Origin of the sequence: Rhizobium leguminosarum (assembly GCF_001679785.1) — a bacterium.
In the GTDB taxonomy this organism is placed as follows: Bacteria; Pseudomonadota; Alphaproteobacteria; order Rhizobiales; family Rhizobiaceae; genus Rhizobium; species Rhizobium leguminosarum_R.
In genome coordinates this window covers 11,874-37,384 of record NZ_CP016292.1, presented here as the reverse complement: position 1 = coordinate 37,384, position 25,511 = coordinate 11,874, and the positions used below count along the sequence as shown (strand labels likewise).

The 25,511-nt window shown below is 57.9% G+C and carries 28 protein-coding genes and 10 pseudogenes; 19 read left to right on the top strand and 19 right to left on the bottom strand.

Annotated elements, in window-relative coordinates; all coding sequences use genetic code 11:
- Positions 1-4 precede the first annotated feature (4 nt).
- The 10 genes from tnpB to BA011_RS38485 all read right to left on the bottom strand — a co-directional run bounded on the left by tnpB (position 5) and on the right by BA011_RS38485 (position 5,520).
- Positions 5-358, bottom strand: a complete 354-nt coding sequence (tnpB, locus tag BA011_RS38530; RefSeq protein WP_018240906.1) for an IS66 family insertion sequence element accessory protein TnpB — start codon at positions 356-358, stop codon at positions 5-7.
- Positions 342-782, bottom strand: a complete 441-nt coding sequence (tnpA, locus tag BA011_RS38525) for an IS66-like element accessory protein TnpA (protein WP_065282368.1) — start codon at positions 780-782, stop codon at positions 342-344. The genes tnpB and tnpA overlap by 17 nt, the downstream gene beginning before the upstream one ends.
- 268 nt (positions 783-1,050) lie before the next feature.
- Positions 1,051-1,656, bottom strand: coding sequence for a hypothetical protein (locus tag BA011_RS38520; RefSeq protein ID WP_065284687.1), 606 nt, complete (start codon positions 1,654-1,656; stop codon positions 1,051-1,053).
- Between the two features lie 319 nt (positions 1,657-1,975).
- Complete coding sequence (locus tag BA011_RS38515; protein ID WP_064697746.1) at positions 1,976-2,464, bottom strand: hypothetical protein; 489 nt, start codon at positions 2,462-2,464, stop codon at positions 1,976-1,978.
- Positions 2,465-2,469: 5 nt separating this feature from the next.
- A complete protein-coding gene (locus BA011_RS38510) occupies positions 2,470-2,805 on the bottom strand; it encodes a DUF736 family protein (RefSeq protein WP_064697747.1) in 336 nt (111 codons plus the stop codon).
- 45 nt (positions 2,806-2,850) lie between these two features.
- Positions 2,851-3,450 carry a thermonuclease family protein gene (locus BA011_RS38505; RefSeq protein ID WP_064697748.1) on the bottom strand — a complete coding sequence of 200 codons (600 nt, stop codon included), beginning with the start codon at positions 3,448-3,450 and terminating at the stop codon, positions 2,851-2,853.
- The gene (locus BA011_RS38500) at positions 3,447-4,133 is read right to left on the bottom strand and encodes an acyltransferase (RefSeq protein WP_065284686.1); all 687 of its coding nucleotides are present in this window, start codon (positions 4,131-4,133) and stop codon (positions 3,447-3,449) included. The genes BA011_RS38505 and BA011_RS38500 overlap by 4 nt, the downstream gene beginning before the upstream one ends.
- Positions 4,130-4,579, bottom strand: a complete 450-nt coding sequence (locus BA011_RS38495) for a hypothetical protein (RefSeq protein ID WP_065284685.1) — start codon at positions 4,577-4,579, stop codon at positions 4,130-4,132. Before BA011_RS38495 ends, BA011_RS38500 begins: the two co-directional genes overlap by 4 nt.
- A 7-nt stretch (positions 4,580-4,586) precedes the next feature.
- Entirely contained in the window at positions 4,587-5,048 is a 462-nt protein-coding gene (locus BA011_RS38490) for a hypothetical protein (RefSeq protein ID WP_064697751.1), read from the bottom strand.
- A 43-nt stretch (positions 5,049-5,091) separates the two neighbouring features.
- Positions 5,092-5,520 (bottom strand): hypothetical protein, encoded by a 429-nt coding sequence (locus BA011_RS38485; protein WP_151343805.1) that lies wholly within the window; start codon positions 5,518-5,520, stop codon positions 5,092-5,094.
- A 131-nt stretch (positions 5,521-5,651) separates the two neighbouring features.
- Here BA011_RS38485 and BA011_RS38480 point away from each other — a divergent pair, with 131 nt between their 5' ends.
- The 10 genes and pseudogenes from BA011_RS38480 to BA011_RS43750 form a co-directional block, all read left to right on the top strand.
- Entirely contained in the window at positions 5,652-6,356 is a 705-nt protein-coding gene (locus BA011_RS38480; protein ID WP_064697753.1) for a lytic transglycosylase domain-containing protein, read from the top strand.
- 18 nt (positions 6,357-6,374) lie between these two features.
- Complete coding sequence (locus BA011_RS38475; RefSeq protein WP_064697754.1) at positions 6,375-6,728, top strand: TrbC/VirB2 family protein; 354 nt, start codon at positions 6,375-6,377, stop codon at positions 6,726-6,728.
- Positions 6,728-7,024: a type IV secretion system protein VirB3 gene (locus BA011_RS38470; RefSeq protein WP_064697755.1), complete on the top strand. Its 297-nt coding sequence runs from the start codon at positions 6,728-6,730 to the stop codon at positions 7,022-7,024. The genes BA011_RS38475 and BA011_RS38470 overlap by 1 nt, the downstream gene beginning before the upstream one ends.
- A gap of 26 nt (positions 7,025-7,050) precedes the next feature.
- Positions 7,051-9,486: a VirB4 family type IV secretion/conjugal transfer ATPase gene (locus BA011_RS38465; RefSeq protein ID WP_065284684.1), complete on the top strand. Its 2,436-nt coding sequence runs from the start codon at positions 7,051-7,053 to the stop codon at positions 9,484-9,486.
- Positions 9,483-9,851 (top strand): hypothetical protein, encoded by a 369-nt coding sequence (locus BA011_RS38460; RefSeq protein ID WP_151343781.1) that lies wholly within the window; start codon positions 9,483-9,485, stop codon positions 9,849-9,851. The genes BA011_RS38465 and BA011_RS38460 overlap by 4 nt, the downstream gene beginning before the upstream one ends.
- Before the next feature lie 9 nt (positions 9,852-9,860).
- Positions 9,861-10,562, top strand: a complete 702-nt coding sequence (locus BA011_RS38455) for an IS6 family transposase (RefSeq protein ID WP_065284682.1) — start codon at positions 9,861-9,863, stop codon at positions 10,560-10,562.
- A 54-nt stretch (positions 10,563-10,616) separates the two neighbouring features.
- Positions 10,617-11,159: pseudogene (locus tag BA011_RS38450) on the top strand (tyrosine-type recombinase/integrase); the annotation flags it as partial.
- Entirely contained in the window at positions 11,156-12,157 is a 1,002-nt protein-coding gene (locus BA011_RS38445; protein WP_027664909.1) for a tyrosine-type recombinase/integrase, read from the top strand. The pseudogene BA011_RS38450 and the gene BA011_RS38445, both read left to right, overlap by 4 nt.
- A 114-nt stretch (positions 12,158-12,271) precedes the next feature.
- Positions 12,272-12,391, top strand: a pseudogene (locus BA011_RS43755) (transposase domain-containing protein); the annotation flags it as partial.
- Positions 12,392-12,413: 22 nt separating this feature from the next.
- Positions 12,414-12,755, top strand: a pseudogene (locus tag BA011_RS43750) (IS5/IS1182 family transposase); the annotation flags it as partial.
- A gap of 27 nt (positions 12,756-12,782) precedes the next feature.
- Here BA011_RS43750 and BA011_RS46750 read toward each other — a convergent pair.
- Both BA011_RS46750 and BA011_RS46745 read right to left on the bottom strand, forming a co-directional pair.
- Positions 12,783-12,914, bottom strand: coding sequence for a transposase (locus BA011_RS46750; RefSeq protein WP_237352875.1), 132 nt, complete (start codon positions 12,912-12,914; stop codon positions 12,783-12,785).
- Between the two features lie 31 nt (positions 12,915-12,945).
- The gene (locus BA011_RS46745) at positions 12,946-13,116 is read right to left on the bottom strand and encodes a hypothetical protein (RefSeq protein ID WP_237352874.1); all 171 of its coding nucleotides are present in this window, start codon (positions 13,114-13,116) and stop codon (positions 12,946-12,948) included.
- A 260-nt stretch (positions 13,117-13,376) separates the two neighbouring features.
- Here BA011_RS46745 and BA011_RS43740 point away from each other — a divergent pair, with 260 nt between their 5' ends.
- From BA011_RS43740 to BA011_RS46740, 3 genes are all read left to right on the top strand, one after another.
- The gene (locus BA011_RS43740) at positions 13,377-14,195 is read left to right on the top strand and encodes a DUF6088 family protein (protein ID WP_072642647.1); all 819 of its coding nucleotides are present in this window, start codon (positions 13,377-13,379) and stop codon (positions 14,193-14,195) included.
- Complete coding sequence (locus BA011_RS38435; protein WP_065284680.1) at positions 14,192-15,250, top strand: nucleotidyl transferase AbiEii/AbiGii toxin family protein; 1,059 nt, start codon at positions 14,192-14,194, stop codon at positions 15,248-15,250. Before BA011_RS43740 ends, BA011_RS38435 begins: the two co-directional genes overlap by 4 nt.
- Positions 15,251-15,482: 232 nt before the next feature.
- On the top strand, positions 15,483-15,887 hold the full coding sequence (locus tag BA011_RS46740) for a hypothetical protein (protein WP_420493466.1): 405 nt from the start codon (positions 15,483-15,485) through the stop codon (positions 15,885-15,887).
- Here the strand turns inward: BA011_RS46740 and BA011_RS38430 are convergent.
- Positions 15,792-16,262 (bottom strand): annotated as a pseudogene (locus tag BA011_RS38430) (IS6 family transposase); the annotation flags it as partial. The gene BA011_RS46740 and the pseudogene BA011_RS38430 overlap by 96 nt on opposite strands.
- A gap of 282 nt (positions 16,263-16,544) precedes the next feature.
- Positions 16,545-16,667: pseudogene (locus BA011_RS43730) on the bottom strand (IS110 family transposase); the annotation flags it as partial.
- 107 nt (positions 16,668-16,774) lie between these two features.
- Here BA011_RS43730 and BA011_RS38425 point away from each other — a divergent pair.
- Positions 16,775-17,320: pseudogene (locus BA011_RS38425) on the top strand (IS6 family transposase); the annotation flags it as partial.
- Positions 17,321-17,380: 60 nt separating this feature from the next.
- On the opposite strand, the pseudogene BA011_RS45820 reads toward BA011_RS38425, so the two are convergent.
- The 4 genes and pseudogenes from BA011_RS45820 to BA011_RS43715 all read right to left on the bottom strand — a co-directional run.
- Positions 17,381-17,662 (bottom strand): annotated as a pseudogene (locus BA011_RS45820) (AraC family transcriptional regulator); the annotation flags it as partial.
- 55 nt (positions 17,663-17,717) lie between these two features.
- Positions 17,718-18,701, bottom strand: coding sequence for an IS5 family transposase (locus BA011_RS38415; protein WP_065283479.1), 984 nt, complete (start codon positions 18,699-18,701; stop codon positions 17,718-17,720).
- A 75-nt stretch (positions 18,702-18,776) separates the two neighbouring features.
- A pseudogene (locus BA011_RS43720) lies at positions 18,777-19,082 on the bottom strand (transposase); the annotation flags it as partial.
- A gap of 22 nt (positions 19,083-19,104) precedes the next feature.
- Positions 19,105-19,224: pseudogene (locus tag BA011_RS43715) on the bottom strand (transposase domain-containing protein); the annotation flags it as partial.
- A 124-nt stretch (positions 19,225-19,348) separates the two neighbouring features.
- Here BA011_RS43715 and BA011_RS38410 point away from each other — a divergent pair.
- From BA011_RS38410 to BA011_RS43705, 5 genes are all read left to right on the top strand, one after another.
- Positions 19,349-20,245, top strand: a complete 897-nt coding sequence (locus BA011_RS38410; protein WP_237352772.1) for a tyrosine-type recombinase/integrase — start codon at positions 19,349-19,351, stop codon at positions 20,243-20,245.
- A 92-nt stretch (positions 20,246-20,337) separates the two neighbouring features.
- Positions 20,338-21,534 (top strand): IS256 family transposase, encoded by a 1,197-nt coding sequence (locus tag BA011_RS38405; RefSeq protein ID WP_065279141.1) that lies wholly within the window; start codon positions 20,338-20,340, stop codon positions 21,532-21,534.
- Positions 21,535-21,676: 142 nt separating this feature from the next.
- Positions 21,677-21,937: a tyrosine-type recombinase/integrase gene (locus BA011_RS43710; RefSeq protein ID WP_237352771.1), complete on the top strand. Its 261-nt coding sequence runs from the start codon at positions 21,677-21,679 to the stop codon at positions 21,935-21,937.
- Entirely contained in the window at positions 21,934-22,857 is a 924-nt protein-coding gene (locus BA011_RS38395) for a tyrosine-type recombinase/integrase (protein ID WP_027664908.1), read from the top strand. Before BA011_RS43710 ends, BA011_RS38395 begins: the two co-directional genes overlap by 4 nt.
- Positions 22,854-23,855 carry a tyrosine-type recombinase/integrase gene (locus BA011_RS43705; RefSeq protein ID WP_027664909.1) on the top strand — a complete coding sequence of 334 codons (1,002 nt, stop codon included), beginning with the start codon at positions 22,854-22,856 and terminating at the stop codon, positions 23,853-23,855. The genes BA011_RS38395 and BA011_RS43705 overlap by 4 nt, the downstream gene beginning before the upstream one ends.
- Positions 23,856-23,995: 140 nt before the next feature.
- Here BA011_RS43705 and tnpC read toward each other — a convergent pair.
- Positions 23,996-25,474 (bottom strand): annotated as a pseudogene (tnpC, locus tag BA011_RS38385) (IS66 family transposase); the annotation flags it as partial.
- Positions 25,475-25,511: the final 37 nt, after the last annotated feature.

The following is a 25,511-nucleotide window of genomic DNA, read 5'->3' as shown; positions in this document are numbered from 1 at the left end:
GCCTTCAGCCGACAAACTCATATTGCCGAACAGGATGGCGCACCATCGCGTCGAGATCGATGCCGTCAAGCAGCCAGCGCAACTGTTCGGTATCGAGCGTCACGACCGGCGCCTCGCGGCGGGGCCAGCGAAACCGGTCTTCGGACAAGGCTTTCAATACAAGCACGAACCCTGACCGCTCGAAGAACAGGAGCTTCATCCGGGTGCGCCGGCGGTTGCAAAAGACAAAGACAGCACGCTCGAACGGGCTCAGGCCCATCGACTGCTCGACCAGGATCGCCAGGCTGTTGATCCCCGCACGAAAGTCGATCGGGTCCCGGTGAAGATAGACGCGAAGATCGTCAGCCAGCCGGAACATTGCACCGCCCCAGAATTTCGATCATCGCCGAAAGAGCCCGCTCATCCACATCCTCAAGCTCAAGCCGCACACCATTTGGCAAAGACGCCATCAGCCGCATTCCTGCCGATGATGGCCGGGCCGGCATGTCGGGCTGCCGCGCAATCGGCGACGCTGCAACCACAGGAACAAAGGCCGACGTTTCCTGCCCTGCAGCAGCCGTCAAACTACCCTGGGCCTGCCGATCTCGGCGAAGCTTCACCCAGTTGCGTAACTGATTGGCGTTGACGCCGTGCGCCAGTGCCAGACGGGCAACCGATACGCCGGGCTTCATTGCGGCGTCGATCAGCCGGTCTTTCTCGACCGGATCGAAACGCCGCTTCCCGTTGGGAAGAACCTTCACTGCCCGAAGACCCCCTGAGCCCTTCAAGTTATCCAATGTCATTGTGTCCACAGTCTCCCTTGTGGACACAGACTCCCTCATTCGCCGTTCAGTGAACAGGTGCGGGGAATTGTGCGCTTACCGTTGTTCTGGCTTTTTAAAGAGGGCGAGACGGCTGTCGCTTTACGCAGGTTGGTGTTTCACAGCTTTTCGATGAGCAGAAATTCCGCCCGGAACCTGGCTGACCGCGAGATTGTGAAGAATGCTCTTCTGCAGCGGCATAAAGAAGGCGGCGTGCCTTATCGCGAAGATGTGGGAAAGGCGTTAGAGGCTATTCAGGCTCTAGGACAGGAACAATAGAAGATCCAATCGCCCGAACATGGCTCTTGTTCAGAGCGTTGGCGGCATCTGGATTAAGATACAATACCTTACCCGATACGCCAGGGCGAATATTGGGAGTGTGGACCCGGTCGATCACACCGCGTTCTTCCAGGGCACGCGCCATCAAATCAATCTGGGAAACGTGGGAGTCGATAATCCTTCCGACACTTGACGCCGTTGGTTTTCTGCCTTGTGCGTGTTCATGAGCAAGAGTAGTTACCAAAGCGATCTGACGGAAACGGCTTGCCCCTGTATCATCAGGGAAGCGTGACCAGGAGAGCAGCTGACAAAGCTGCTCAAGTTGACTCTGATCCGGCATCTTTCGTGTCGCTTTTGGTATCGGCGGCTTGATCTCCATTTGGCCGCTTTCGACGGCTTCGAAATAGTCGACGATCAGTTTTCCTAGCAGGATAGGAATACGTTCCTCAAGATCGGTAGCAATACGAACGAGCTTCGCATAGTGTTCCTTCGGCATGACAACGCGAGCTTCGGCTAGCTCGCTGCCGAGCGTCTGCGCCCACCATCGCCGGTGTTGTTCAAGATACTTTGACGTCATTTTTCCGATACACAAACAACTCGATCACGGCTGGCATTTTTGCCAGCATGTAGACAGGATTCGTTCCTCTTGCCAAGTTAAAGATTTTGGACACTTTCACGCCGACTGGTCTTAAAGGCGTTGTTGGCAGGAGGGCAGAATGACACCCTTCGATGAGCGATTCGGGTTTTCCCCATGTGTTTGCACTACTTCACGTAAGCAATATTGGTCAAGTGACGCAATCTATGAACGGTGCTGGAGATTAGGACCGAATGGCTAATATGCTCTCATCCCGGGTTTTCATCGTCTGACCGGCTGTGCCGGCTAAGTTCGTCTGCGACTAGCACCACGAACGATGTCTCGGCTCCCATGGCCAGACGACATGCTCGCGAGACAGGATGTGGCCAACGTCGTGCCGATCTACGGAGACAACGGCGATGGTTCCGGAAGGATCAGCATGAAGGCGAGCCATCGTGAACGTTGCGCCGTTCAGAACCCGAGCCAGCCGCTCGATGGCCAATTGGGCGCTTTGCTGCTCACGCACGCATTTTGCACTGACCGATGGTGCGTCGATATTAGCGAGACGAACCTTCTCGCGATGATCGCCCCATCGGTACATGATGAAACCGTCGCCGCTTGCAATGCTCAAGGATACCGGCTCGCAGGCGCTGTTCTCACAATAGGTAGCATGAACACTGTATGAGTTGATCTCGATGTGGCGAACGGCGGCCGGGCGCGTTTTCGCGTCGACCGTCGTTGCGGATATGACGGAGAATAGGGTTGCAAGGAGGATGCCGGCAAGGACGAGATTGGTCGTGAGCTGACGCATTGCGATCAATCCCAAGGTATGACGGCCATGAGGTCTTCATCGTCCTGGCCTGGATAGCGGCCGAGGTTCGCACTGAGCTTGCCGTATCCGGTATTGACCGTCAGCGTATGGTACTTGCCACCGTTCTGGTTCTGCTTCTTCCAAATGCCACCGATCTCGATGCGTTTACCGCGGGGGCTTTTGGCGAAGAGCCGATAGACGGGAGCCTTGGCATTGTCGCTGGTGTAGGCCTCGCCAACAATGTCAAAATCGTAGGCGATCGATGCAATATTGCCCTTCAGTGTGACGCCTTCGCGAGTGATCTGGATATAGTTTGTCAGTTCCGATGCACTTGTCGGCATTTAGGTCATCCTTTCATCGAAAGCGTTGCTGTCAGAAACGGGACGTTATTGGCGCCCCGATGTGTGCGAGATGAGTGACTGGTTGGGGTGCGGCATGTCCGGAAAGGCCCAGAGGCCGACGCGGGCATTATGCGCGATGGCTTCTTCAGCAATATAGGGCGCATAGACCGGCTGTCCGGTATTGGTGATGGCGGCGAAGGCAAAGCCCTGAGTAATGAGGATGGTTCCAAGATCGAGCACGTTGCTGCCGACATGGGCCGAGCATATGACAAGGATTGTCGAGGTCGGAGCACCGGTTGACGACGATGCTCGTAAGGAGAGTTGCGCGACCGGTGCGCAGGTTGGCCTGGTGTCGCGGACAATCGCTGCAAGCATCGCAAGCGAAACCGCGCCACAATCTTGGCTCTTGCCAGCCTTGTCCGTATAGGTGGTCCCGCGAAGACAGGCTTGGACACCATAGAGTCGTATGGTCTTTGCCGCCTGCAGCCAGCTGTCTCCGGTCAGAAAGGTCAAGCCGATCTGAGGGACGGTGAACGTGCGGGCGCTTTGTTGCGCGGTCTGGGCATAGGCCTTCTGTGGCGCGATTGGTATCGCAGCGACCGCAGTAAACAGGACGGCGACTACCATAAGGGCATGCGGGCTCATTTTGGTGCCTCGCCCGTGGTCTCGGCGCTGCAATCGACGCCATCATTCGAGTTGGTGATGCAGCCGACATTGTAACCAGCGCCCGAGATTAGATAGGAGCAAACACTGGTGCCGGCGCCATCCCGGGTTCCAGCAGCGTTGCAGTCAAGATCGGATTGGGCCAGGTTGTATAGCTTTGACTTTTTGCCTGCACACCCGAACTGACATGCCTTGAGAATAGAGGACTCGGTGATGGTCGCGCAAGTCCCCTGATAGCAGACCTGTTGACCGACCAGATTTGTTAAACCATTCGTCTGTGCAGGAGACCATTGGTCTTGTTCATATTGTTGCCAGGCGGCAACTTGCGCTGAGGGATTCGCCAAAAAGTCGGCCCGACTGCCGGTCCAATACTGCTGAAGAGTCCCGCTGTCGCAGAACTGAAACGCCCCATAGCATCGCGTACCGTTGACAGAGGGAGATATGCTGCTGAAGTTACCTTCACTGTGGCTGACATTGGCGGCATATTCGGCGCAGTCAGCCGGCATTCCGGCATTTAGAAGACTGACGGCGCTTTCGCCGGCAAAACCGAAGGTGGCGATCATCCCGAGCGCAATGCCGATCTGGGCGAAGAGGTCCTTATAGTTGGGTCGCCAGACCGGCGCCGGACGATGCAAGTTGCGGAAAGCGATGGCGGCCGTCGTCATTTGAATTCCTCGACATCGTATGAGCCGACGAATGGCTGGGCGCTGTCGTTGATCTCCTCGGTAAAGACCTTGCGGTAATTGAGCGACAAAGTGACCGGATGGCCAAGCAGTCCGTTTCCGGATGCAACGACCTTGACTGAGCCATCCGGCTTTTTGAGCGCCAAGACAAACTGACAATCGCCCTGCATAGAGCAGGCATTGTCCAACTGCGATACGATCCACTCCCCCTTTGGCGTCGTAGTGCGGCCGATGTAGATGCTGGGCAGGTGACGTGGGTGTCCGAATTCGGTGAGATCACTGTCGTCCCACAGTCCTTCTGGATCATGACTGATGTTCTTATAGGTCAGGACAGGTGTGAGCTTGTACCCCTCCTGCGCGAATGCCGGAGCCTGACTGCCGGTGCACAGCAATGCTGCCGCCAGAATTGTGTAAGTGAGTTTTCTCATCGGTGACCTACCGTGACAAGCTATGGGAAAGAAGCCTGAAGGCGGAACGATAGCCGGTTACGGCGAGCACAACAGCGCGACGGCCAGCGATAATTACGGCGACCACCGCGAAATAACCGATCAACACCAGTCGGACCGGCTGTTTCAGCAGGAACAATGACAGGCCGAATGCGGTGCGCAACGTGACAAATGCAGCGTAGAGGAGCCCGATCCCAAAGGTGCAAACGGCGCAGAAGTTGAGCCCGATCACGATCGCGTAGAGGGCAAGGATCAAGGCTGTGTAACCGAGACTGTCCCGCGGGTGAGCAAGGACAGCATTTGCTTGGACGGAAAGAGCGAACCCTAGCAGCGCGTCGGTGAACACCAAGCCGACGGCGATGGGAAGTACGGTCCTTACCCCCGCGTCAAATGCTCCCGCATTTGCGCTGAGATCGGCTACAAAGAATAGCCGCGGTTCCTGTTGTGCCATGATGGGCTGTTCCTTTCTGGCTCCAGTGACGTGAGGGCATTGGCTAGAGATGCAAGTCGAACCAGAATCTCGACTTTGCGCCGTCCGAGCCGCTGATGTCGAAGTAGTACGGCGCTTGTTTCATGGGACGCGGTATGCGGTCGACCTCGACCCTATTGTTGCCATGTCCGCCGGAGCCATCGGCATATTTGACGCACGAGGTTTGCGTGCTTCCTCCGTGGCCTGACTCATCTTCAGCAATCGAATAGCCGGTTGGACAATCATCATATTGTTGAAAACCCGGGGCTCCGGTTCCGGCACCTGGACAAATCGGCCAGGTAAAGCCCGGCAGCTTCATTGCCGCGATCAGCTTTGTCATTGGCGGCACGCAATACGGCACCCCATGCCAGCTTGGGCTCTGAGAGGCTGCGCAAAGCAGGACCTGGCAACCCCATTCAGCATCGTCGGCCGACGCAACCTGAACGCCGCCCATGAGGAAGAGCAGCGCGCTCAAACCTGTGCGAGCGATTGATCGAAATGACGGCATATTTTTTATCTCACCATCTTAACTCCGTTGACATTGTGCTTCGTTATATAAATATATGCAAGCAAAATGGAGCAACCATGGCGATCAAGTCGATGAAGACGATGTCGATCCTGTTAGTCCTCAGCCAATCCTGCCTGGGATTAGCCGTCCCGTCGTTTGTGATGGCGGAACCGAAAATTGAAGTCGGCTCCGCCACCTGCATCGACGGCGCCACGCCGCCTGATGAGATCAAGCGGCTGATCCTGAAAGAGGCGACACGACAGCAGTTCGACGAAAAGCTTGTCCTTGCGATTGCCGGCCAGGAGTCCCGCTTTGGGCAGCGGGTCAATTCGAAGACAGGCGCGCGCGGCCCGATGCAGCTGATGCCCACTACGGCTGTCAGGTACGGCGTTACGGACATCTGCGACGCTAGACAGAACATCCGCGGGGGTGTCAGCTATTTGAAGGATCTGACGGCGATGTTTGGCGGCAACATCATGCTGGTGATTGCCGCCTACAATGCTGGCGAGAACCGCATCATCACCGCCCGCGGCATACCCTCGATCGGCGAAACCGTTTCCTACACGGCGCTGGTGACCAACGCCTACTTCGGGCTCGACAAGGTCTTTGCATCAGGGAACAAGACTGGCCGGGCGGCTGGCCCGGGCACAGGCAGTACCGCTTCAGGTGTCGATCTGCTGGCGTCGATGCCATCATCCGACGAGCCGCTTCCGATCAATCGCACCACAACGCAAAGCCGCCATAGCGACTGGATCGACGGCTCGGTTCTCTATGTGCAATAGCCTAGGAAGGAGCCCCCAATGAAGGCAAAATTGTATGATCTCGTTCGATCCGCAATCCCTTTGCGGCCGATCAACGCCAACGTTGTCGCAATGGCCGGGATTGTCATTGCTGTCGTGATCGGCAATGTCGATATGGCTTATGCCGCCGGCGATATTTTCCAGCCGATCAATTCCGTCTTCACGACGCTCCTCAACTTCATGACTGGAACGTTTGCGACGACAGCGGCGACCATCGCATGCGCGGCGGTGGGATATATGGCGCTGACAAGCCGTATCCCGTGGAGCTGGTGCTTCTCCATCATCGTTGGCATCGCCTTCATCTTTGGCGGCTCACAACTGGTGCAGTCCATGTCTTCTGGATTGGGCGGCTGATGAGCGAGGCCCAAGTCAAGGCGGAAGTGGCACCCCTTGTTCTCGGTCTCACCCGACCGAGAATGTTCTGGGGAGTGCCGATTGGTCTCTTCGTCGGCGAGTTGATGATCGTCGTCATGACGTTCCTCAACACGAAGAACCTCGCAATGTTTCTCCTCTTCCTGCCCCTGCATGCCGCGGCTTACGTCATCACGGTGCGCGATCCGCACCTGGCGAACGTCATTCGGGTGCGGATCGCCAAATGCCCCTGGACGAAGAACCGTCATTTCTGGGGCGGCAATTCCTATGAACCATAACGCTTGTGCACTGTAAGGGAACGGCGATGCAAAAGGCAGTTCGTAGGGATTTTCGATTTGGCGCCGAGATTGGCCGCGAACAGCCGATCTCGGCCCATGTTCCCTATCTCAGGCATGTCGACGAGGAAACGCTGCGGACCAAGGACGGGATGCTGCTGACGATAATCAAGGTCGATGGTTTTTGTCACCAGACCGCCGATCAACGGATCATCGATGTCGAGGCGACGGCGCGCAATACCTTGGTTCGAGCACTCGCCGATAGCCGGTTTGCAATTTACTCCCACATTGTCCGACGCCGGATACCGCCTGATATCGGCGGCGCGTTCGATATTCCGTTCTGCAGGGATCTCGACGAGCGCTATATGCTGAGCCTCGGCAACAGCCGCATGTACACCAACGAACTTTACCTGACGATCATCCGACGCGGCTTCCAGGGCAAGGTCGGACTGGCGGATGGGCTATTGTCCCGCTTCCGCAAGGCGGCCGGTGTGTCGGAGCGGGCGCTGGATCGCGAGGCGCGGCAGGAACTGCGCCAGCACGTCGCCAACATCGTCAAGGGAATGGAACACTATGGCGCCCGGAGCCTGAAAGCGGTGCTTCGGGAGCGAAGCGTCGCCTCTGAACCGCTTGAGTTCCTGGCCATGCTTTTGAATGGCGGCCAATCCGTCAACATGGCACTGCCGCGCATGCCGCTCGACGGATATCTGCCGACACGCCGGATAACATTCGGGCGGCGTCTGTTCGAAATGCGCGGAGGTAGCGACATCGAGACCCGGTTCGGCGCGATGCTGTCGATCCGCGAATACCCGCCTTATACGGCAGCCGGCATGATCGACGGGCTGTTAAAAGTCCCCGGTGAGTTCATCCTATCGCAGAGTTTTGCCCTGCAGGATCGTGCGCCAATCCTTTCCGAGATGGATCGGATCGAACGTCAGATCAGCGTGTCGGACGAACGCGGCACCAGCCTTGAAAGCGCAATCTCGATTGCCAGGGATGAACTTGTCAATGGCCGCGCTGTCATGGGCTATCACCATCTGTCGGTCATGGCGCTTGGGCATTCGATCAAGGAGGCTGAGTTCAGCTCCCAGGCAATTACCAAGGAGCTGCAGAATTCCGGCATGGTGGTGGTGCGCGAGGATCTGAATGCCGAACCGGTCTTTTACGCCCAGCTCCCGGGCAACTTTTCCTATATCGCCAGGCGCGCGCTGATCTCGTCACGGAACTTCTGCGGTCTGGCGTCCTATCATAATTTCGCGCTCGGCAAGCCCAGCGGCAATCACTGGGGACCGGCAGTGTCGTTGCTGCAGACAACGTCGATGACGCCGTATTTCTTCAACTTCCATAAGGGCGAAGTCGGCAACTTCATCGTCACCGGTCCGACGGGTTCGGGCAAGACGGTGGCGCTGCTGTTTCTATTGTCGCAGGCGATGCGCGCGAGACCGCAGCCGCGCTGCGCTTTCTTCGACAAGGACCGTGGCGGCGAGATTTTTATTCGTGCCTGCGGCGGTCAGTACGAAGTGCTGCAGCCGGGTATTCCAACTGGTTTCAATCCGCTGCAGCTCGAAGACAGTCCTGACAACAGGACATTCGTCTATGATCTCTTGAGCTATTTGGTTCGCCCGAAGGACGAGACCGAAAAGCTTGGTCCCGAGCAAGAGAAAATCCTGGCCCGCGCCGTCGAGCATATCTTCAATGTACCGATCCGCGAGCGGCTGTTCTCAGACGTCATCCACTTGTTGCGGGGTGGCGAGGCCGCCGGGCGCGACGATCTGGCATCGCGTTTTGAAGCCTGGTGCGACACCCGCGGATGGCTGTTCAACAATCCCATCGATCTTTGGGATGCGGATCGAGGCGTCTTCGGCTTCGATCTGACCGCAGTCCTCGACGACCCTGAGATTCGCACCGCGGCGCTCGGCTACATCTTCTTCCGGATCGGCCAGATGCTGGATGGCGAGCGCCCGATGATGCTGTTCGTCGACGAGGGCTGGAAGCTCTTGGGTGACGACAAGGCCGGCGCCTTTATCAACGACCAGCTGAAAACCATCCGTAAGAAGAACGGCATCGTCGGAATTGGCACGCAATCGGCTCGTGACATCACGACATCGCGGATCGCCCATACACTTCTTGAGCAAAGCCCGACGAACATCTTCTTTCCCAACCCGAAAGCCGATCGGGACAGCTATGTCAGAGGCTTTGGGCTTTCAGAAATTGAATTCGAATGGGTCAAATCGACCTCTTCGACAAGCCGTCAATTCCTGGTCAAACATGACCACGACAGCGTGATTGCGCGTTTGGATCTGTCGGCATTGCCCGAGTTCATCAAGGTCCTATCCGGCCGAGCCGAAACGGTGGCCGAATGTGAGCACCTGCGTCGGCGCTATGGCGATGCCCCGGAAAACTGGCTTGCTTCCTTCTGCGGCTGGAGCCAAGAGCCGGCCGTGCCAACGGAGTCTCGTTCATGACAGAAGCAACGATGAAGCGGCGAGCACACTTCTCCATATGTATGGCATTGCTCTCAGCCGCTTGTTTTGCTTTTCCGGCGCTGGCTGAGGTGCCGGTCAACGATGCGGCGAGGACCGTCAAGGAACAAAAAACCGCCGTTTGCATGCAGCGCGCTCGCACCTTTCGCCAAGCGACGGTCGCGCCGTCACGCGGCATGACGAATAGCGTTGCGACGAAGAACGATCTCGGCGGCATGCAGCAAGTGAATGGCAATGCCGTCTCCGGGTCGCCATTGTCCGGAAGTTCGATCGGCAATAGCGATCTGTCGATCCGGTATTGTCACGTTAACCGGGCTGCGGTTGCCTGCCTGACGGGTTGGGCGTAGATTTCGGCGATGCATTCACGAGATATCAGCTTCAAGCGTCACCGTTTTCCGCCACGGATCGTTTCTCACGCGGTCTGGCTTTATTTGCGGTTCAACCTTAGTCTGCGAGAAGTTGAGGAAATGCTGCTCGAGCGTGGAATCGACGTGTCATACGAGACAGTCCGCCGCTGGATCGCCAAGTTCGGACCCCAGATCGCACGCAACTTGCGGCGGCGGCAGGCGCGCCCCGGCGATATTTGGTATCTGGACGAAGTCGTCGTGAAATGCGCTGGAGAGAAATTCTGGCTCTGGCGTGCGGTCGATCAACATGGCACCGTTCTCGAAGAGATATTGCAGAAGCGGCGTGATAAAAGGGCAGCGAAGCGCGTGCTGGTGGCGTTAATGAAGCGCTATGGCTTTGCTCCCAAACGGATCATCACCGATAAGCTCCGCTCCTACGGTGCAGCAAAGGCGGAAGTGGCACCCGGCCTTGACCATTGGTCGCACAAGGGTCTCAATAATCGGGCCGAGAACAGCCATCTGCCGTTTCGAAAACGGGAACGAACCATGCAAGGCCACCGATCACCAGGCACGTTGCAACGGTTCGTCTCCATGCACTCAGCGACCCGCAATTGCTTTTCAGTTCCGTCCCGTCGCCGCGCCGCGCAAACAATTCGCTACCATCGGCTCGAAGCTTTCGATGCATGGAAAATTGCGGCCTGCGTCGCCTGAATATCCACGAGCCGCTGACCTTTCCAGCCAGAGAAACTTAACGTGACAACACCATATCACTGCCTGTTCGGGCTGATAGCAGTGGCCGGACTGCGCCATTCCGAAGCGCTCAGCCTGCTCCGGGCCGATGTCGATCTCGACCAGGGCGTCCTCACCATCCGAGAGACAAAGTTTGGCAAGTCACGGCTGGTCCCGCTGCATGCCACGACAATTGCTGTCCTTTCGGGCTACGCCGCCCGACGCGATGCACACCTTGGTACGCCGCGCAGTCCCTATTTCTTCGTCGCCGAACAAGGCGGCAGATTGCTGCATCAATACGTGCATCGCGTGTTCTGGCGACTATCCCGGCAAATCGGATTACGACAGGAGGGGAATCGAGATGGCCCACGGATTCATGATCTTCGTCACCGTTTCGCCGTCCAGACCCTGATCAACTGGCATCGCGCCGGCGAAGATGTGGAACGCGAGCTGCCCGTTCTCTCAACCTTCCTCGGCCATGCCAATGTTCGCGACACCTATTGGTATCTGTCGGCCACGCCGGAACTGATGAACCATGCCGTACGGCGATTGGATAAGCGTTGGGAGGTCCGGTCATGAGACACACGAACGACCTGCCCGTGCTAATCGAGCGGTGGTTTACGGATCGGCTTATGAAGCATCGAGGTGTAAGTTCCAATACCATCGCCTCCTATCGCGACACCTTCAGGCTCCTGTTTGCTTTCGCACAGACGCGCATTGGGAGATCCCCATCCCAGTTGACGCTGCGGGATTTGGACGCTCCTTTCATCGGCGCATTCCTGGAGGATCTTGAGACGCAGAGATCCGCCTCGGTGCGGACCCGGAATCTCCGCCTCACAGCCATCCGCTCTTTCTTCCGATATGCGGCGTTTGAGGAGCCGGCACACAGCGCCCACATTCAGCGTGTGCTCGCGATCCCCAGCAAGCGATGCGACAAGCGGCAGCTTCAGTTCCTAACCAGGCCCGAGATTGAAGCGATCCTGGACTGTACGGATCGAAACACGTGGCTGGGACGCCGCGATTACACTCTGCTATTGCTGGCCGCGCAAACGGGGCTGCGGGTCTCGGAGATCATCGACCTCGACCGAGACTCGGTAGTGCTCGGCCGCGGTGCGCATGTGCAATGCGTCGGCAAGGGCCGCAAAGAGCGAAGTACGCCGCTCACGAAGGTTGCACAGCAAGCCCTCCAGCGGTGGCTCAGGGAGCCAGGGAAGCGGGGCGCAACGGCTCTCTTTCCGAATATGCACGGTGGCAGGCTCAGCGCGGACGGCGTGCAGGCGCTGCTGAACAAATATGTCGCCAAAGCACGTGAGCACTGCATCTCCCTTCGCTCAAAGCGGGTCTCGCCCCATGTCTTGCGGCACTCTGCTGCCATGGAGTTGCTGCAGGCGGGCGTCGACTGCTCCGTAATTGCCCTGTGGTTGGGCCACGAAGCGATGGAAACGACGTTGACCTATCTTCATGCACATCTCGAACTGAAGGAATCTGCACTCGCAAAGCTGAAGCCGTACGAACGCGCCAAGGCCGAGCGATTTCGACCAAGCGACCGGCTTCTGGAATTCCTGAACGCCCTCTGAGCATGAGAACTATGCCGAGTGCCAAACAACAGCGACCCGCCGAACGGGCCGGGAACGCACGGTTTGCTGCAAACAATAGAAGAGACACTCGGCATAGTTCGACGGTCGGCATAAACAGCAAAGATGAACAACGTCGATCCGCAGGCCTGGCTCACCCAGACCCTCGAGCGCATAGCCAACAGCTGGCCCAGCAGCGAAATCGATGCACTCATGCCGTGGAACTACACAGGCTGAACGGCCTCGGCTTGCCGCTTACTACGACGCGGTCACCGACCACAGTGCAGCTGCCGTCATCGTCATTCCCCCGCGCGCCAACGCGATCGAACCAGCCGGCGATCAATCTCCCGGACAAAGGGATCAGCATATCGCTGCAATCAGCAGAGACGGGCGAATGAAATGGCAGGCCTCCACCGGCTACGGCAAGCGCTCGCTGGTCGAGACTGCCATCGGCCGATACAAGTCCACCATCGGGCGGCGTCTGCGGGCTCGGTCGTTTCACGCTCAGCAGACGGAAGTGGCCATCGGGTGCGCCGCCCTCAATCGTATGCTTGCATGCGCACGCCCTAAATCCATCCGCCGCAATGGACCGACCACATAGATAGCCCCATCGCAGATCCAGATCCGCTCAAGTCCCGATCCATGCACCAACGCCGTCAGGCACGGCAATATCGAACCCCATCAGCGCCGCGACACTGCGCATCAAGCCTTGGGTCTGGCGTAGCGCCAGCCCGTAGACGACGCGCAGGGTCAAGCACAACGTAATCGCCAGATCCGAGTATTTCGGCTGATCACCCCGCGATGTCCGCCTCCGCCGTCCATAAAGACAGGGCCTCATCCTTCACCCAGATGGTCAAATCACCACGTTGACGCAGGCTTTCATTATATGCCGGCCAATTCGTCACTTGATATTTCTGCTTGGCAATCTTGTCCCGCCGATCGGCATTGAACTTGTGCGGCATCGTCGAAATCCACATCAGGAGACTGAAAACTTGAGACTGAAAACCACCGCTCAATATCAGTCGACGGGTGATCCACGCAACAACGCCGCTCCAATCATGGGCATAAGATCAAAGTTCCTAGCGCGCCTTGTCTCCGGACAAGATAGGAGGCCATTTCCGTCGAAGCTCATCGTCAGGATTCGTCAATAACACGCTGTCCGAAATTTGTATATGTATTTCGGACTCGCAATTGGTCCGAAATACATATACAAATTTCGGACATGACAGACTCGACCGATCTAAAGGCAGCAATCTTACAACGAGTGCGTTCTGACGCGCCTCGCAAGGTATGGACTCCCAGCGATTTTATCGATCTTGCAAGCCGTGACGCCATCGACAAATCATTGCAGCGCCTAACAATAGCGGGAACTCTTAGGCGGATTGAGCGTGGCCTCTACGACCAGCCTGGCTTCAACCAGCTGACCCAGAAACCCAACCCACCTGATCCTCGCTCGGTCATTGATGCCTTCGGGCGTCGCGACCAGACTCGGATGCTTGTAGATGGCATGACGGCAGCAAACGACCTGGGGCTGACTGACGCTGTCCCAGCAAAAATCGTTGTTCATACTGATGCACGTCGGCGGCCAATTAAGCTTGGTAATGTTACGGTCACCTTTCGTCCGACCGCCGCCAGCAAGTTATTCTGGGCTGGGCGCCCTGCGATGCGCGTCGTTCAAGCGCTGCACTGGCTTCGCGATCTTTTAGACCGCGAAGGAGAGAGTGAACACGTGAAGAGCAAACTTGCCAAGCTTTTTAAGAATCCCGCTGTGGGAGCGGCTATCAAAGCCGATTTAACAACAGGGATTACGGCGCTTCCGACATGGATGTGGATGTTTCTCAAGCCGCTCATCGAAGATGAAGCCGGCGATAATGATCGGCATGTCAGCACCAATCGCAATGATGATAACGATGCCGACGATCATCGCCACGACGACGATGATGGACATCGCGCTGAGCATAATCGTCCGAAAAGCAAGCTAGTCCCGACACGAATACCAAGCAACAAACGTGGTCATCCATCCCAGGCGACAAAGAAATGAATACAGCTTATGACGAGGTTCTCGCGGCCGGCGAGGCTGCGATGTTGAGCGCCTTCGATACAACGGCGCAACGCCTTGGCACAGCCGCCCAGAACATAGAAAAAGACTTTTGGGTCTGCTGGACTCTCGATGTCTTGTTCAACGTTCTGAAAGACGGCGGCCCCCGCCTGCTGTTCAAAGGCGGGACCTCGTTATCCAAGGGCTATGGTCTGATCAGCCGCTTCTCCGAGGACATAGATGTCACAGTGTTTAGAGACGACATTGGTGAGCCGGCAACGATCAAGGAACTTGAGGATCTCAGCGGAAAGAAACGCAAAGCGCGCCTGGAGGCGATTAAGGACGCATGCAAAGCCTATATTAACGGACCACTTCGCGACGAGTTAACCGTGGTTCTCGCTGACCGCCTCAAGGCAGCCGGTGTTGATGCCGCAAAAGCGCGGATCGAAGCCGACGACTCCGACCCTGACGGGCAGACATTGTTGATTTGGTATCCAGCGGCAACGCCACATTCGGATTATGTGAGGGCAGCCATAAAGATCGAGTCGGGAGCGAAATCTGCGCTCGATCCGAACAGCGAAGTGTCGATAAAACCCTATGTCGATGACGATCTTCCCGCACTCGATCTGACGGTGCCAGCCGTCCGGACGGTCGACCCTGAACGCACGTTCTGGGACAAAGTCGTTATTCTCCATGGGCTGCGGCGCTGGTTCGATACGCGTAGTGAATTGAAAGGTGGCGGCCAGCGGGTGTCGCGGCATTATTACGACCTGCACCGGCTCGTCGCGACACCCGTTGGGGCCGCCGCCATCAAAGAGAATGCGCTGGGCGAAGACTGCGTCGCGCATGCCCGCATGTTCTTCAATCGGCCCGACTTCGATCTCGCCAGCGCTGTCCCAGGCTCCTTTGCGCTTGCGCCGCACGACGCGATGATCGAACAACTTCGCGTTGATTATCGGGCTATGCAGGGCATGATCTTCGGCGACCCGCCCTCATTCGAAGCCGTAATCGACAGCATCGCCTCGCTTGAGGCAAGCCTGAACAAGAGCGCTGACTAAGCGGTGCGGCCATGAGGAGTTGCAGTGAACAATAAGGTCGACTGGAGCCGCAGCCTATTCGCCGCCCAATGATGAGGGAGATCTACTACATGAATGGAAATGAAGGTTCATTTTCTGACCGCTTTGGATAAGAGCGCCGGATGCTGAAATAACTATACGTGAGGAGGCGCCTGAAGTGCTTCGGGAGGCGATCACCGTGCTTGGGTTTGCGACGGAAATTGGACCTAACGGGATGCGCGACATTATCTGTGAGGTGCTGCTTAAACGCGGCGTTGTTGCGTGGATCACCCGTCGACTGATATTGAGCGTTGGTTTTCAGTCTCAAGTTTTCAGTCTCCTGATCGGAATTTCGACGATGCCGCACAAGTTCAATGCCGATCGGCGGGACAAGATTGCCAAGCAGAAATATCAAGTGACGAATTGGCCGGCATATAATGAAAGCCTGCGTCAACGTGGTGATTTGACCATCTGCGTGAAGGATGAGGGCCTCGTAAACTTAACGGATGAAAGGCCAGCGAAAGACGCCATCCGCAGATATCTCTCATGCTCGGGCAATTTTCGCCCACAGGCTCATCGCCGCCGTGCGCAATTCGCGATGGTGGCCGGAGGAGATGTCGTGGCGCGGGATTTGAAATAGGTTGGCGATCGGATCATGGATGGAGACGAAGCGTTGTAGATGTCGCTGTGACTTGAAGCGCTTCATGATCCGCTCTCGCCGCCGGACTGGTTGGTGAGAATTCTCCGCCCGATTATTCAACCCTTTGTGGGAGCGATGCTCTACACCCGGCATGATCTCTCGCTTTGCTGCGCCGTAGGACCCCAGCTTGTCGGTGATCAACACACGCGGCAACCGTCCCTGACCCTTCAAGAGCTTGCGCATCAGGCGCTTGGCGGCCTTTGCATTGCGGCGGCTTTGTACGAGAACCTCCAAGACGAAACCGTCCTGATCAACTGCGTGCCACAGCCAATGCTTCTTGCCGCGGATTGAGACAACGGCTTCATCGAGATGCCATATGTGGACGGCCCCTCCTTGCAAGAACTCTTTGATGATTTGATCGGATCTCTTGCGTTCATATGTCCGGCCTTTTGTTGCGTTCACACATGAACGCTGGCCAAGATGGGTTCCGCGACGTGGGTTCCAAACACTTGATCGGCCTCGTTGGGCCACTGGCATCTACGGAGTGTACCGCGTCTCGGATCGATCGATCACACCATCTAATCGTTTCCTGCAAGTTCACGCATCAGCTCAGCACGGTAGCGTCTGTATCCTGCTCACCGTGACCGACTGATCTCTTCACGCCGCGCAGGCCAGAGCCGGGCGCGCAGCATTGCCCTTGTAAGCCTCGCCGGTCACCATCATTTTCCAGGCGATCCTGGCGATCTTGTTGGCCAACGCGACAGCCGCGAGTTTTGGGGGGCCTGTCGCAAATTTTTCCGCTTAACCCTATGTTGACCATCCGCAGAGAATTTGCCGCTCCGAAAGTTGCGGAGCGAACCGATGATTCTGAATGCCATGGCCGAAAAGCTGAAGTGATTGAGAAGCGGCTGCGTCAGTTCCGCCGGCCACATTGCGGCTCTGTTCGCGTCGATGAGACCTATGTCAAGATCCGCGGCAAATGGCGATACCTATATCGGGCCATCGACAACACGGCAATCCGATGGACTTCCTGTTGACGGCGAAGCGCGATCTCGACGCCGCCAAACGGTTCTTCCGCAAGATGCTCAAAGACGAGCCCTTGTTGTCGCCGAATAAGATCGGGACGGACGGGGCCAACACCTTCCCGTCAACGATCAAAACGTCGGTTGATGATGGGCTTCTACATCCGGACCCCGTCCACTATGTCACCAAGCACCTCCAGCAAAATCGAAAGTGACCATTTCCGGGTAAAGAAGAACATGCCAAAAATCGGTGGCTTCCAATCTTTCAACACGGCGCGGCGAACCATCGCGGGTTTCGAGGCGATGCTGTGGCTGAGGAAAGGCTTCGGCCTCTCGGGCAGTTGGACCATCAACGATCAGAACGATCTGCTTGCGCGCCTCTTCGGACTGCAGAAAGTTAACAAAGCATGAAACTGAAGATGCTCAAGGGATAATCGCGCGCTCCGAAAATGTTTGCGACAGGCCCGCATCAGCGATTGAATCGGTCATCCGCCAGCGGTAAGGATAACCAAGAGACCTGAAAAATACCTCACCTGGGCCGGTCGCCGTTACATGCCGATTGGCCTCGGTCCACGCCCAGTCGCTGCGCATTACGCCGACGTTCCAGTGATCAATTGGGCTCGATCGCAGCATGGCCCGATCGCGAATATAGCTGCATGCCTGCGCGCGCTGCTGAACGATGAGGATATCGCCGAGATGTCACCCGGTCTGTTCCGCAAGAAAACCGTCGCCCTCTGATTTTCCATCCGGCAGAGGCGTTGGTGCGCGGATATGAAATCGAGGGCATTTCGATCTTTGATGTAGTTGGTTATGCCTGCGTGACTTGACGCCGGACAGACTCCGGGCGTCCACATGCCAGCATGCGGTTGAGAACGATGCAACCGATGGCAACCTCGGTCTGTTGAGCCGGAAAGGAGCGGGCCCGCAGGCGCAATCCGATCAGCCCCTTGTATCGTCCGATGGCGGTTTCGATCAGCGCACGCTTGCCGTAGCCGGCGGCTGCCTGCCATTTCAGCCGACCGTCGCTTGCGATTGCGGCAATGTGCTTGTCCCTTTGACCAGGCGGTCCGGTATCACCGCTTTCCACCGCCGTGGAACGCGGTGGAATGACGATGTTCGCGGTTGCGCTGTGCTGCAGGATAGACCGATAGGTTGGTTTGCCGTCATAGGCTCCGTCGGCCGTGAACTGGTCGATCTCGCCGTCGATCTGATCGAGCAGCGGTGCCACCTGGGAAGGATCATCCGTTTTCTGGTCTGTCAGCCCATGGGCAATGATCGCGCCACTTTTGGCATCCACTGCCAGATGCAGCTTGCGCCAGGTGCGACGTGATCTGGCGCCATGTTTTTGCTCCAGCCACTGCCCGGCGCCGTAGACTTTCAATCCCGTGCTATCGACAAGCACATGCAGCGGGCCGTCCGGCAGCGGCGGGTTTCGTCGGGCTGATGGCTCCCACTTCTGTGCCCGACGGCTCAGCGTCGTATGATCTGGAACTGGGACTTTCAGCCCCATGAGATCCAGCAGCGAGTGGAGCAATCCCTCGGTCTGGCGCAGCCGCATTGCGAAGACGCAACCCAGCGTCAGCGCAGTCTCAATGGCGAGATCGGAATACTGGGCTTGGCCGCCGCGGGTCTTGCGTCGCGGAGCGCGCCATCCTGCCAGTGCCTCCGGCGTTACCCATAAGGTCAGGCTACCACGCCGGCGCAGACCTGCTTCGTAGTCACGCCAATTCGTCACCCTGAATTTCATCTTTCCGACGTGATGACGACGATCGGCGTTGTGTTTGTACGGCATGGCACTCGGATCAAACTGATTTCGATCCTGCCTGCCTATCGCCAAACCGTTGACAAAGGATCCATGCACCAACGCTCGTGCGCATGCAAGCATACGATTGAGGGCGGCGCACCCGATGGCCACTTCCGTCTGCTGAGCGTGAAACGACCGAGCCCGCAGACGCCGCCCGATGGTGGACTTGTATCGGCCGATGGCAGTCTCGACCAGCGAGCGCTTGCCGTAGCCGGTGGAGGCCTGCCATTTCATTCGCCCGTCTCTGCTGATTGCAGCGATATGCTGATCCCTTTGTCCGGGAGATTGATCGCCGGCTGGTTCGATCGCGTTGGCGCGCGGGGGAATGACGATGACGGCAGCTGCACTGTGGTCGGTGACCGCGTCGTAGTAAGCGGCAAGCCGAGGCCGTTCAGCCTGTGTAGTTCCACGGCATGAGTGCATCGATTTCGCTGCTGGGCCAGCTGTTGGCTATGCGCTCGAGGGTCTGGGTGAGCCAGGCCTGCGGATCGACGTTGTTCATCTTTGCTGTTTATGCCGACCGTCGAACTATGCCGATTAATCAACTTTTTGCCAACGTTTCCGGCATCATAGCGGGCAGCTAGTCGGCATAGTTTAGGGTCTCTCCGTCGCAGTTGACGCGAAGGAGAGGACACATGAACGCAACTGACTATTTGAATCGCAGCGCCCTATACCGGAAGCTGGTCTATGGTCCGTATCGGGAGTTTGCGGGCGTTTACGCCGCCAAAATGTCGAACGAAGGTTTGGGTCGGCATTGCACGTGGCGCTCGCTGAGCCTGTTTCGGGATCTGATGGACTGGCATGTTGGCAATGGACATGCTCCGCAGGATTTAAGCGAGGTTCACGTCGACCGCTTTCTTGAGCATCGTTTCAAGCACTGGAAGCCCGACTCGGGCGATCGATCGGCACTCCGCCGCTTGCTTTTGGCGTTACGGGAGAAAGGCTTAATACCAGCCGCACTTCCGATTCTGCGCAGTGAGCACGAGAAGATCGTCGATGTATTCGGGCAATATCTCTCGACTGAGAGAGGGCTCGCCGCCGCGACTATGGGGAGCCACAAGCTTCTGTCGCTTCGATTTCTCCGGGAGGTGTGCCCTTTAGGCGTAGACGGGTTTGCAGCGCTCACCCCGCAGACCGTGATCGGTTATGTCGAGCGACATGCGCTCGATGGTTCCGCCGACAGTGGCAAAGCCATGTGCGGGGTTGTGCGTGCCTTCCTGCGCTATTTGCATCTGAAGGGTTTCATCTCGATGCCGCTCGCTGGCTGTGTGCCGTCCATCCGCCGCTGGCGACTTGCCGGCCTTCCAACATTTCTCCCGCCCGAGAAAGTCCAGAAGGTTCTCGATGCCTGTGATCGGACGACGGCAATGGGTCGTCGGGACTACGCGGTTCTGATGATCCTCGCCAAGCTCGGTTTGCGCGCCAGCGAAGTTTCCAACCTCAATCTTGACGATATCGACTGGCAGTCGGGCACGATCCTCGTACACGGAAAGGGACGACGCCAAGCGACTATGCCGCTGCGTCACGGGTAGTGTGCGGAAGGTTCTGCAAATTCACTGAGAGGGGCGGTCATGGCAGGCTGGTGATGTTCAACGTCACCTGATTCCCTGGAAGGAACGCCACCATGACCAAGACAGAAGATAAGACTGCTGTTGCTACCGTCAAAGACATTCTGCTTTCGAACCCCGATGGGCTGCACGAGGTGCTGCGCGCGGTGATGCAGGAGGTCCTTGAAGCCGAGATGGACGAGGCTTTGGGAGCCGCGAAAGGCGAACGCACGCCCGAGCGGCTCGGCTACCGCTCCGGCCATTACGGCCGCACGCTGATAACGCGGGTGGGCAAGTTGGAACTCAGGGTGCCGCAGGACCGCTCGGGACACTTCTCCACCGAGCTGTTCGAACGCTACCAGCGCTCGGAGCGGGCGCTGGTCGCCACGCTGGCCGAGATGTATGTGCAGGGGGTGTCGACGCGCAAGGTCAAGGCGATCACCGAAGAACTGTGCGGGCATGCGTTCTCGGCCTCATCGATCTCGGCGATCAACAAGCGGCTCGATGAAAGCCTAAAGGCCTTTGCCTGCCGCCCGCTTCAAGAGCCCTTTCCCTATCTCATCCTCGATGCCCGTTATGAGAAGGTCAGAGAGGGCGGCGTCGTCAGGAGCCAGGCGGTGCTGATCGCCGTCGGCATCGACTGGGACGGCCGGCGGCAAATCCTGTCCGTCGAGATGGCCGGCCGCGAGAGCCGCTCGGCCTGGAAGGACTTCCTGTTGGGATTGAAAGCCCGCGGCCTCAAGGGTGTCGAGTTCGTCGTCTCCGACGATCATGCCGGCCTCGTCGCGGCGATCGGCGAAGTCATTCCGGAAGCCGCCTGGCAGCGCTGCTATGTGCACTTCCTGCGCAATGCGCTCGACCATCTGCCACGCAAGCACGGCGACGATTGCCTGCAGGAACTGCGATGGATCTACGACCGGCGCGATCTCGCCGAGGCGAAAACCGATCTTTCCGCCTGGCTTGGCAAATGGTCGGGAAAATATCCACGGCTGACCGGCTGGGTCGAGGAAGCCATCGAGCAGACGCTCACTTTCTTCCGGCTACCGCGCACTCACCACAAGCATCTCAAGAGCACCAACATGCTCGAGCGCCTCAACGAGGAAATCCGTCGTAGAACCTACGTCGTGCGCATCTTTCCCAACACCGAAAGCTGCCTGCGCCTGGTCAGGGCCCTTGCCGTCGAAACCCACGAAAACTGGATGGAGGCCAATCGATACATCAACATGGACGATCTCAGAGAGCATAAGAAACTCGCTCTCCGCAATGCCGCATGACCAGTCTCATGACCGCCCTTTTTGCTGAACTTGACGCACATAACCGCGTCACGACGTCGGAACAGCACTCGTCGCTTATATCCGACATGGGCGTCCAGCCTCGGCATGTCGACGACTTTTCCTACGAACACTCGCCCCGCACGTGGGTTTTACATCTGGCAGCGCCATCACGTGGATCGCTAAGCAAGCACTCGAACAGGCCGACATTGAAGGCTATGCGCATCACGGCGCCCATCTTTTCCGCCACAGCCTTGCGACTGACCTTTTGCGATCGGGCGCCAGCTTTGCTGAGATCGGCCAACTGCTCCGCCATCGAAGCATCGACAGTACAAGAATCTATGCCAAGCTCGATATTGATAAGCTGCGTGAACTGAGCCTACCCTGGCCGGGAGGTGTCCAATGAGCCGGCTTGGCACCGCGTTTGAGCGCTACATCGGCATGCGCCAAGGGCTGGGATACAAATATGACGGTCCGGCAAAACGATTGTCGGAGTTCGTCGCTTTCATGGAATCCCGCGGCGCCGAGACCATCACGAATGATCTGGCAATGGAGTGGGTCACCTCGATGGGCCGGCAGCCAAGCTGGTCCATCCGCCTGTCTGATGTGCGCTGCTTTGCACAGCACCTCAGTTATTTCGATCCTTTGACAGAAGTGCTACCAAGCGACGCTGTAGCACCGGCACGGCGGACAAAGCCCTACATCTATAGCGAGATCGAGATTCAGACACTTTTGGCGGCGGCACTGTCGTTGCCGCCGGCCAACGCTCTGCGGCGCTGGACATATCACTGCCTGTTCGGGCTGATAGCAGTGGCCGGACTGCGCCATTCCGAAGCGCTCAGCCTGCTCCGGGCCGATGTCGATCTCGACCAGGGCGTCCTCACCATCCGAGAGACAAAGTTTGGCAAGTCACGGCTGGTCCCGCTGCATGCCACGACAATTGCTGTCCTTTCGGGCTACGCCGCCCGACGCGATGCACACCTTGGTACGCCGCGCAGTCCCTATTTCTTCGTCGCCGAACAAGGCGGCAGATTGCTGCATCAATACGTGCATCGCGTGTTCTGGCGACTATCCCGGCAAATCGGATTACGACAGGAGGGGAATCGAGATGGCCCACGGATTCATGATCTTCGTCACCGTTTCGCCGTCCAGACCCTGATCAACTGGCATCGCGCCGGCGAAGATGTGGAACGCGAGCTGCCCGTTCTCTCAACCTTCCTCGGCCATGCCAATGTTCGCGACACCTATTGGTATCTGTCGGCCACGCCGGAACTGATGAACCATGCCGTACGGCGATTGGATAAGCGTTGGGAGGTCCGGTCATGAGACACACGAACGACCTGCCCGTGCTAATCGAGCGGTGGTTTACGGATCGGCTTATGAAGCATCGAGGTGTAAGTTCCAATACCATCGCCTCCTATCGCGACACCTTCAGGCTCCTGTTTGCTTTCGCACAGACGCGCATTGGGAGATCCCCATCCCAGTTGACGCTGCGGGATTTGGACGCTCCTTTCATCGGCGCATTCCTGGAGGATCTTGAGACGCAGAGATCCGCCTCGGTGCGGACCCGGAATCTCCGCCTCACAGCCATCCGCTCTTTCTTCCGATATGCGGCGTTTGAGGAGCCGGCACACAGCGCCCACATTCAGCGTGTGCTCGCGATCCCCAGCAAGCGATGCGACAAGCGGCAGCTTCAGTTCCTAACCAGGCCCGAGATTGAAGCGATCCTGGACTGTACGGATCGAAACACGTGGCTGGGACGCCGCGATTACACTCTGCTATTGCTGGCCGCGCAAACGGGGCTGCGGGTCTCGGAGATCATCGACCTCGACCGAGACTCGGTAGTGCTCGGCCGCGGTGCGCATGTGCAATGCGTCGGCAAGGGCCGCAAAGAGCGAAGTACGCCGCTCACGAAGGTTGCACAGCAAGCCCTCCAGCGGTGGCTCAGGGAGCCAGGGAAGCGGGGCGCAACGGCTCTCTTTCCGAATATGCACGGTGGCAGGCTCAGCGCGGACGGCGTGCAGGCGCTGCTGAACAAATATGTCGCCAAAGCACGTGAGCACTGCATCTCCCTTCGCTCAAAGCGGGTCTCGCCCCATGTCTTGCGGCACTCTGCTGCCATGGAGTTGCTGCAGGCGGGCGTCGACTGCTCCGTAATTGCCCTGTGGTTGGGCCACGAAGCGATGGAAACGACGTTGACCTATCTTCATGCACATCTCGAACTGAAGGAATCTGCACTCGCAAAGCTGAAGCCGTACGAACGCGCCAAGGCCGAGCGATTTCGACCAAGCGACCGGCTTCTGGAATTCCTGAACGCCCTCTGAGCATGAGAACTATGCCGAGTGCCAAACAACAGCGACCCGCCGAACGGGCCGGGAACGCACGGTTTGCTGCAAACAATAGAAGAGACACTCGGCATAGTTCGACGGTCGGCATAAACAGCATTATGCCGCGCGCGGCATAACGCCGTCTGAAGGAGCGTGGCGATTGTCGCCCAGGTCCTGCCCCCGCCGTCGCTGCCGGCGAAGAGGGAGTTCTTTCGCGTAATTGTCTGGGGCCCGATCGCGCGCTCAACGATGTTGGAGTCGAGCTCGATGCGACCGTCGGTGAGGAAGCGTTCGAAGATGGAGCGACGCGAGGTAGCATAGCGGATCGCCTCGGCAAGCTTCGATTTGCCGGAGATCCGCGGCAGGGTTCTTTGCCAAAGGTCGAAGAGCTCATTGACGACGGCAGCAGATGTCTGCTGACGCGCCGCGGCACGAGCGTCAGGGCTTTGCCCGCGGGCAGTTTCTTCGACCTGCCAGAGCTTTGCCATCAGCTCCACCGTTTCGGTGGCGATCTTTGAGCTTTCCGAGGCGTGGAGCTCGTAGAACTTGCGTCTGCTATGGGACCAGCAGCCGGCCAATATCACTCCGTCATTGCCGCCGTCAGATCGGGCAAGCTTGTTGTAGGCGCCATACCCGTCGACCTGAAGGATGCCACGATAGCCATTCAGATGCCGGGCGACACGATCGCCAGCGCGGCTATCTTCGAAGCGATAGGCGACCATCGGCGGGCCACTGCCGCCAAAGGGTCTGTCATCCCTGGCATAGGCCCACAGCCAGGCCGTCTTTGCCGATCCGGATCCCGGCGCGAGCGTTGGCAACGTCGTCTCATCAGCGAAGATACGCTCGGCCTTCTTGACCTCGGCGAGGATGTAATCGGCCAGAATGTCGAGCTCGAAGCCGAGCTTGCCCATCCATTGCGCCATCAGTTTGCGATCGAGATCGACCTTGTCGCGGGCATAGATTGCCTCCTGCCGATAGAGCGGAAGGCCATCGGCATACTTCGAGACCGCGATCTGGGCCAGAAGTGCTTCCGTCGGAATGCCACCCTCGATGATGTGCGCGGGCGCCGATGCCTGGACGACACCGTCTTCGTTTTTGAAGGCATACTTCGGCCGCCGGGTGACGATGACCCGGAACTTCGCCGGCACGACATCTAGCCGTTCAGAGATGTCTTCTCCGATCAGCACCTTCTGCTTGCCGGCATGCTCAGGCAGTTCATCCGGCTCGATCACCACTTCGACCCGCTCCAGATGAGGTGCGAAGCCCTTGCGCGGCCGCGGCTGACGTTTGCCATCCGGATGGGCTGCGCCCTTGGTGACCTGGGCCCGGATCGCGGCGATGCCGGTCTCAATCTCCTCAAAGACAAATGCCTGCTGTTCATCGTCGATGCCTGAAGGTCCAAGCTTTTCCGATCGTCGGCCAAAGCGAGCACGATCGAAGGCTTTCAGGATCTGGGTCAGTCGTTCGATGCGTTCATCAGCATCGGCGTTTCGCGCCTTCAGATCTGCGACCTCGCTCTCAAGAGCATCAGTCCGCGCCGCCTTGTCAGCCATGGCAAGGACCATAGCCTTCAGTGTCTCTACATCATCCGGGAGCTGCAGATCGGGCGGCGTCATGAGGCCTACCAGAGAGCGTTGGTGCATGGATCCTTTG

What these genes read in the sequence shown, in the direction of transcription:
- BA011_RS38505 (WP_064697748.1), bottom strand. Translation starts at nt 3,450, where the DNA reads ATGAGCCCGCATGCCCTTATGGTAGTCGCCGTCCTGTTTACTGCGGTC.
- BA011_RS38410 (WP_237352772.1), top strand. Translation starts at nt 19,349, where the DNA reads ATGAACGCAACTGACTATTTGAATCGCAGCGCCCTATACCGGAAGCTG.
- BA011_RS38405 (WP_065279141.1), top strand. Translation starts at nt 20,338, where the DNA reads ATGACCAAGACAGAAGATAAGACTGCTGTTGCTACCGTCAAAGACATT.
- BA011_RS38445 (WP_027664909.1), top strand. Translation starts at nt 11,156, where the DNA reads ATGAGACACACGAACGACCTGCCCGTGCTAATCGAGCGGTGGTTTACG.
- BA011_RS38485 (WP_151343805.1), bottom strand. Translation starts at nt 5,520, where the DNA reads ATGGGCGGCGTTCAGGTTGCGTCGGCCGACGATGCTGAATGGGGTTGC.
- BA011_RS38480 (WP_064697753.1), top strand. Translation starts at nt 5,652, where the DNA reads ATGGCGATCAAGTCGATGAAGACGATGTCGATCCTGTTAGTCCTCAGC.
- BA011_RS38455 (WP_065284682.1), top strand. Translation starts at nt 9,861, where the DNA reads ATGCATTCACGAGATATCAGCTTCAAGCGTCACCGTTTTCCGCCACGG.
- BA011_RS46745 (WP_237352874.1), bottom strand. Translation starts at nt 13,116, where the DNA reads ATGCCGCACAAGTTCAATGCCGATCGGCGGGACAAGATTGCCAAGCAG.
- BA011_RS38510 (WP_064697747.1), bottom strand. Translation starts at nt 2,805, where the DNA reads ATGCCGACAAGTGCATCGGAACTGACAAACTATATCCAGATCACTCGC.
- BA011_RS43705 (WP_027664909.1), top strand. Translation starts at nt 22,854, where the DNA reads ATGAGACACACGAACGACCTGCCCGTGCTAATCGAGCGGTGGTTTACG.
- tnpA (WP_065282368.1), bottom strand. Translation starts at nt 782, where the DNA reads ATGACATTGGATAACTTGAAGGGCTCAGGGGGTCTTCGGGCAGTGAAG.
- BA011_RS46740 (WP_420493466.1), top strand. Translation starts at nt 15,483, where the DNA reads ATGCGCGACATTATCTGTGAGGTGCTGCTTAAACGCGGCGTTGTTGCG.
- BA011_RS38475 (WP_064697754.1), top strand. Translation starts at nt 6,375, where the DNA reads ATGAAGGCAAAATTGTATGATCTCGTTCGATCCGCAATCCCTTTGCGG.
- BA011_RS38490 (WP_064697751.1), bottom strand. Translation starts at nt 5,048, where the DNA reads ATGGCACAACAGGAACCGCGGCTATTCTTTGTAGCCGATCTCAGCGCA.
- BA011_RS38415 (WP_065283479.1), bottom strand. Translation starts at nt 18,701, where the DNA reads ATGCCGTACAAACACAACGCCGATCGTCGTCATCACGTCGGAAAGATG.
- tnpB (WP_018240906.1), bottom strand. Translation starts at nt 358, where the DNA reads ATGTTCCGGCTGGCTGACGATCTTCGCGTCTATCTTCACCGGGACCCG.
- BA011_RS38465 (WP_065284684.1), top strand. Translation starts at nt 7,051, where the DNA reads ATGCAAAAGGCAGTTCGTAGGGATTTTCGATTTGGCGCCGAGATTGGC.
- BA011_RS38515 (WP_064697746.1), bottom strand. Translation starts at nt 2,464, where the DNA reads ATGCGTCAGCTCACGACCAATCTCGTCCTTGCCGGCATCCTCCTTGCA.
- BA011_RS38520 (WP_065284687.1), bottom strand. Translation starts at nt 1,656, where the DNA reads ATGACGTCAAAGTATCTTGAACAACACCGGCGATGGTGGGCGCAGACG.
- BA011_RS38500 (WP_065284686.1), bottom strand. Translation starts at nt 4,133, where the DNA reads ATGACGACGGCCGCCATCGCTTTCCGCAACTTGCATCGTCCGGCGCCG.
- BA011_RS38495 (WP_065284685.1), bottom strand. Translation starts at nt 4,579, where the DNA reads ATGAGAAAACTCACTTACACAATTCTGGCGGCAGCATTGCTGTGCACC.
- BA011_RS38395 (WP_027664908.1), top strand. Translation starts at nt 21,934, where the DNA reads ATGAGCCGGCTTGGCACCGCGTTTGAGCGCTACATCGGCATGCGCCAA.
- BA011_RS38435 (WP_065284680.1), top strand. Translation starts at nt 14,192, where the DNA reads ATGAATACAGCTTATGACGAGGTTCTCGCGGCCGGCGAGGCTGCGATG.
- BA011_RS38460 (WP_151343781.1), top strand. Translation starts at nt 9,483, where the DNA reads ATGACAGAAGCAACGATGAAGCGGCGAGCACACTTCTCCATATGTATG.
- BA011_RS43740 (WP_072642647.1), top strand. Translation starts at nt 13,377, where the DNA reads ATGACAGACTCGACCGATCTAAAGGCAGCAATCTTACAACGAGTGCGT.
- BA011_RS38470 (WP_064697755.1), top strand. Translation starts at nt 6,728, where the DNA reads ATGAGCGAGGCCCAAGTCAAGGCGGAAGTGGCACCCCTTGTTCTCGGT.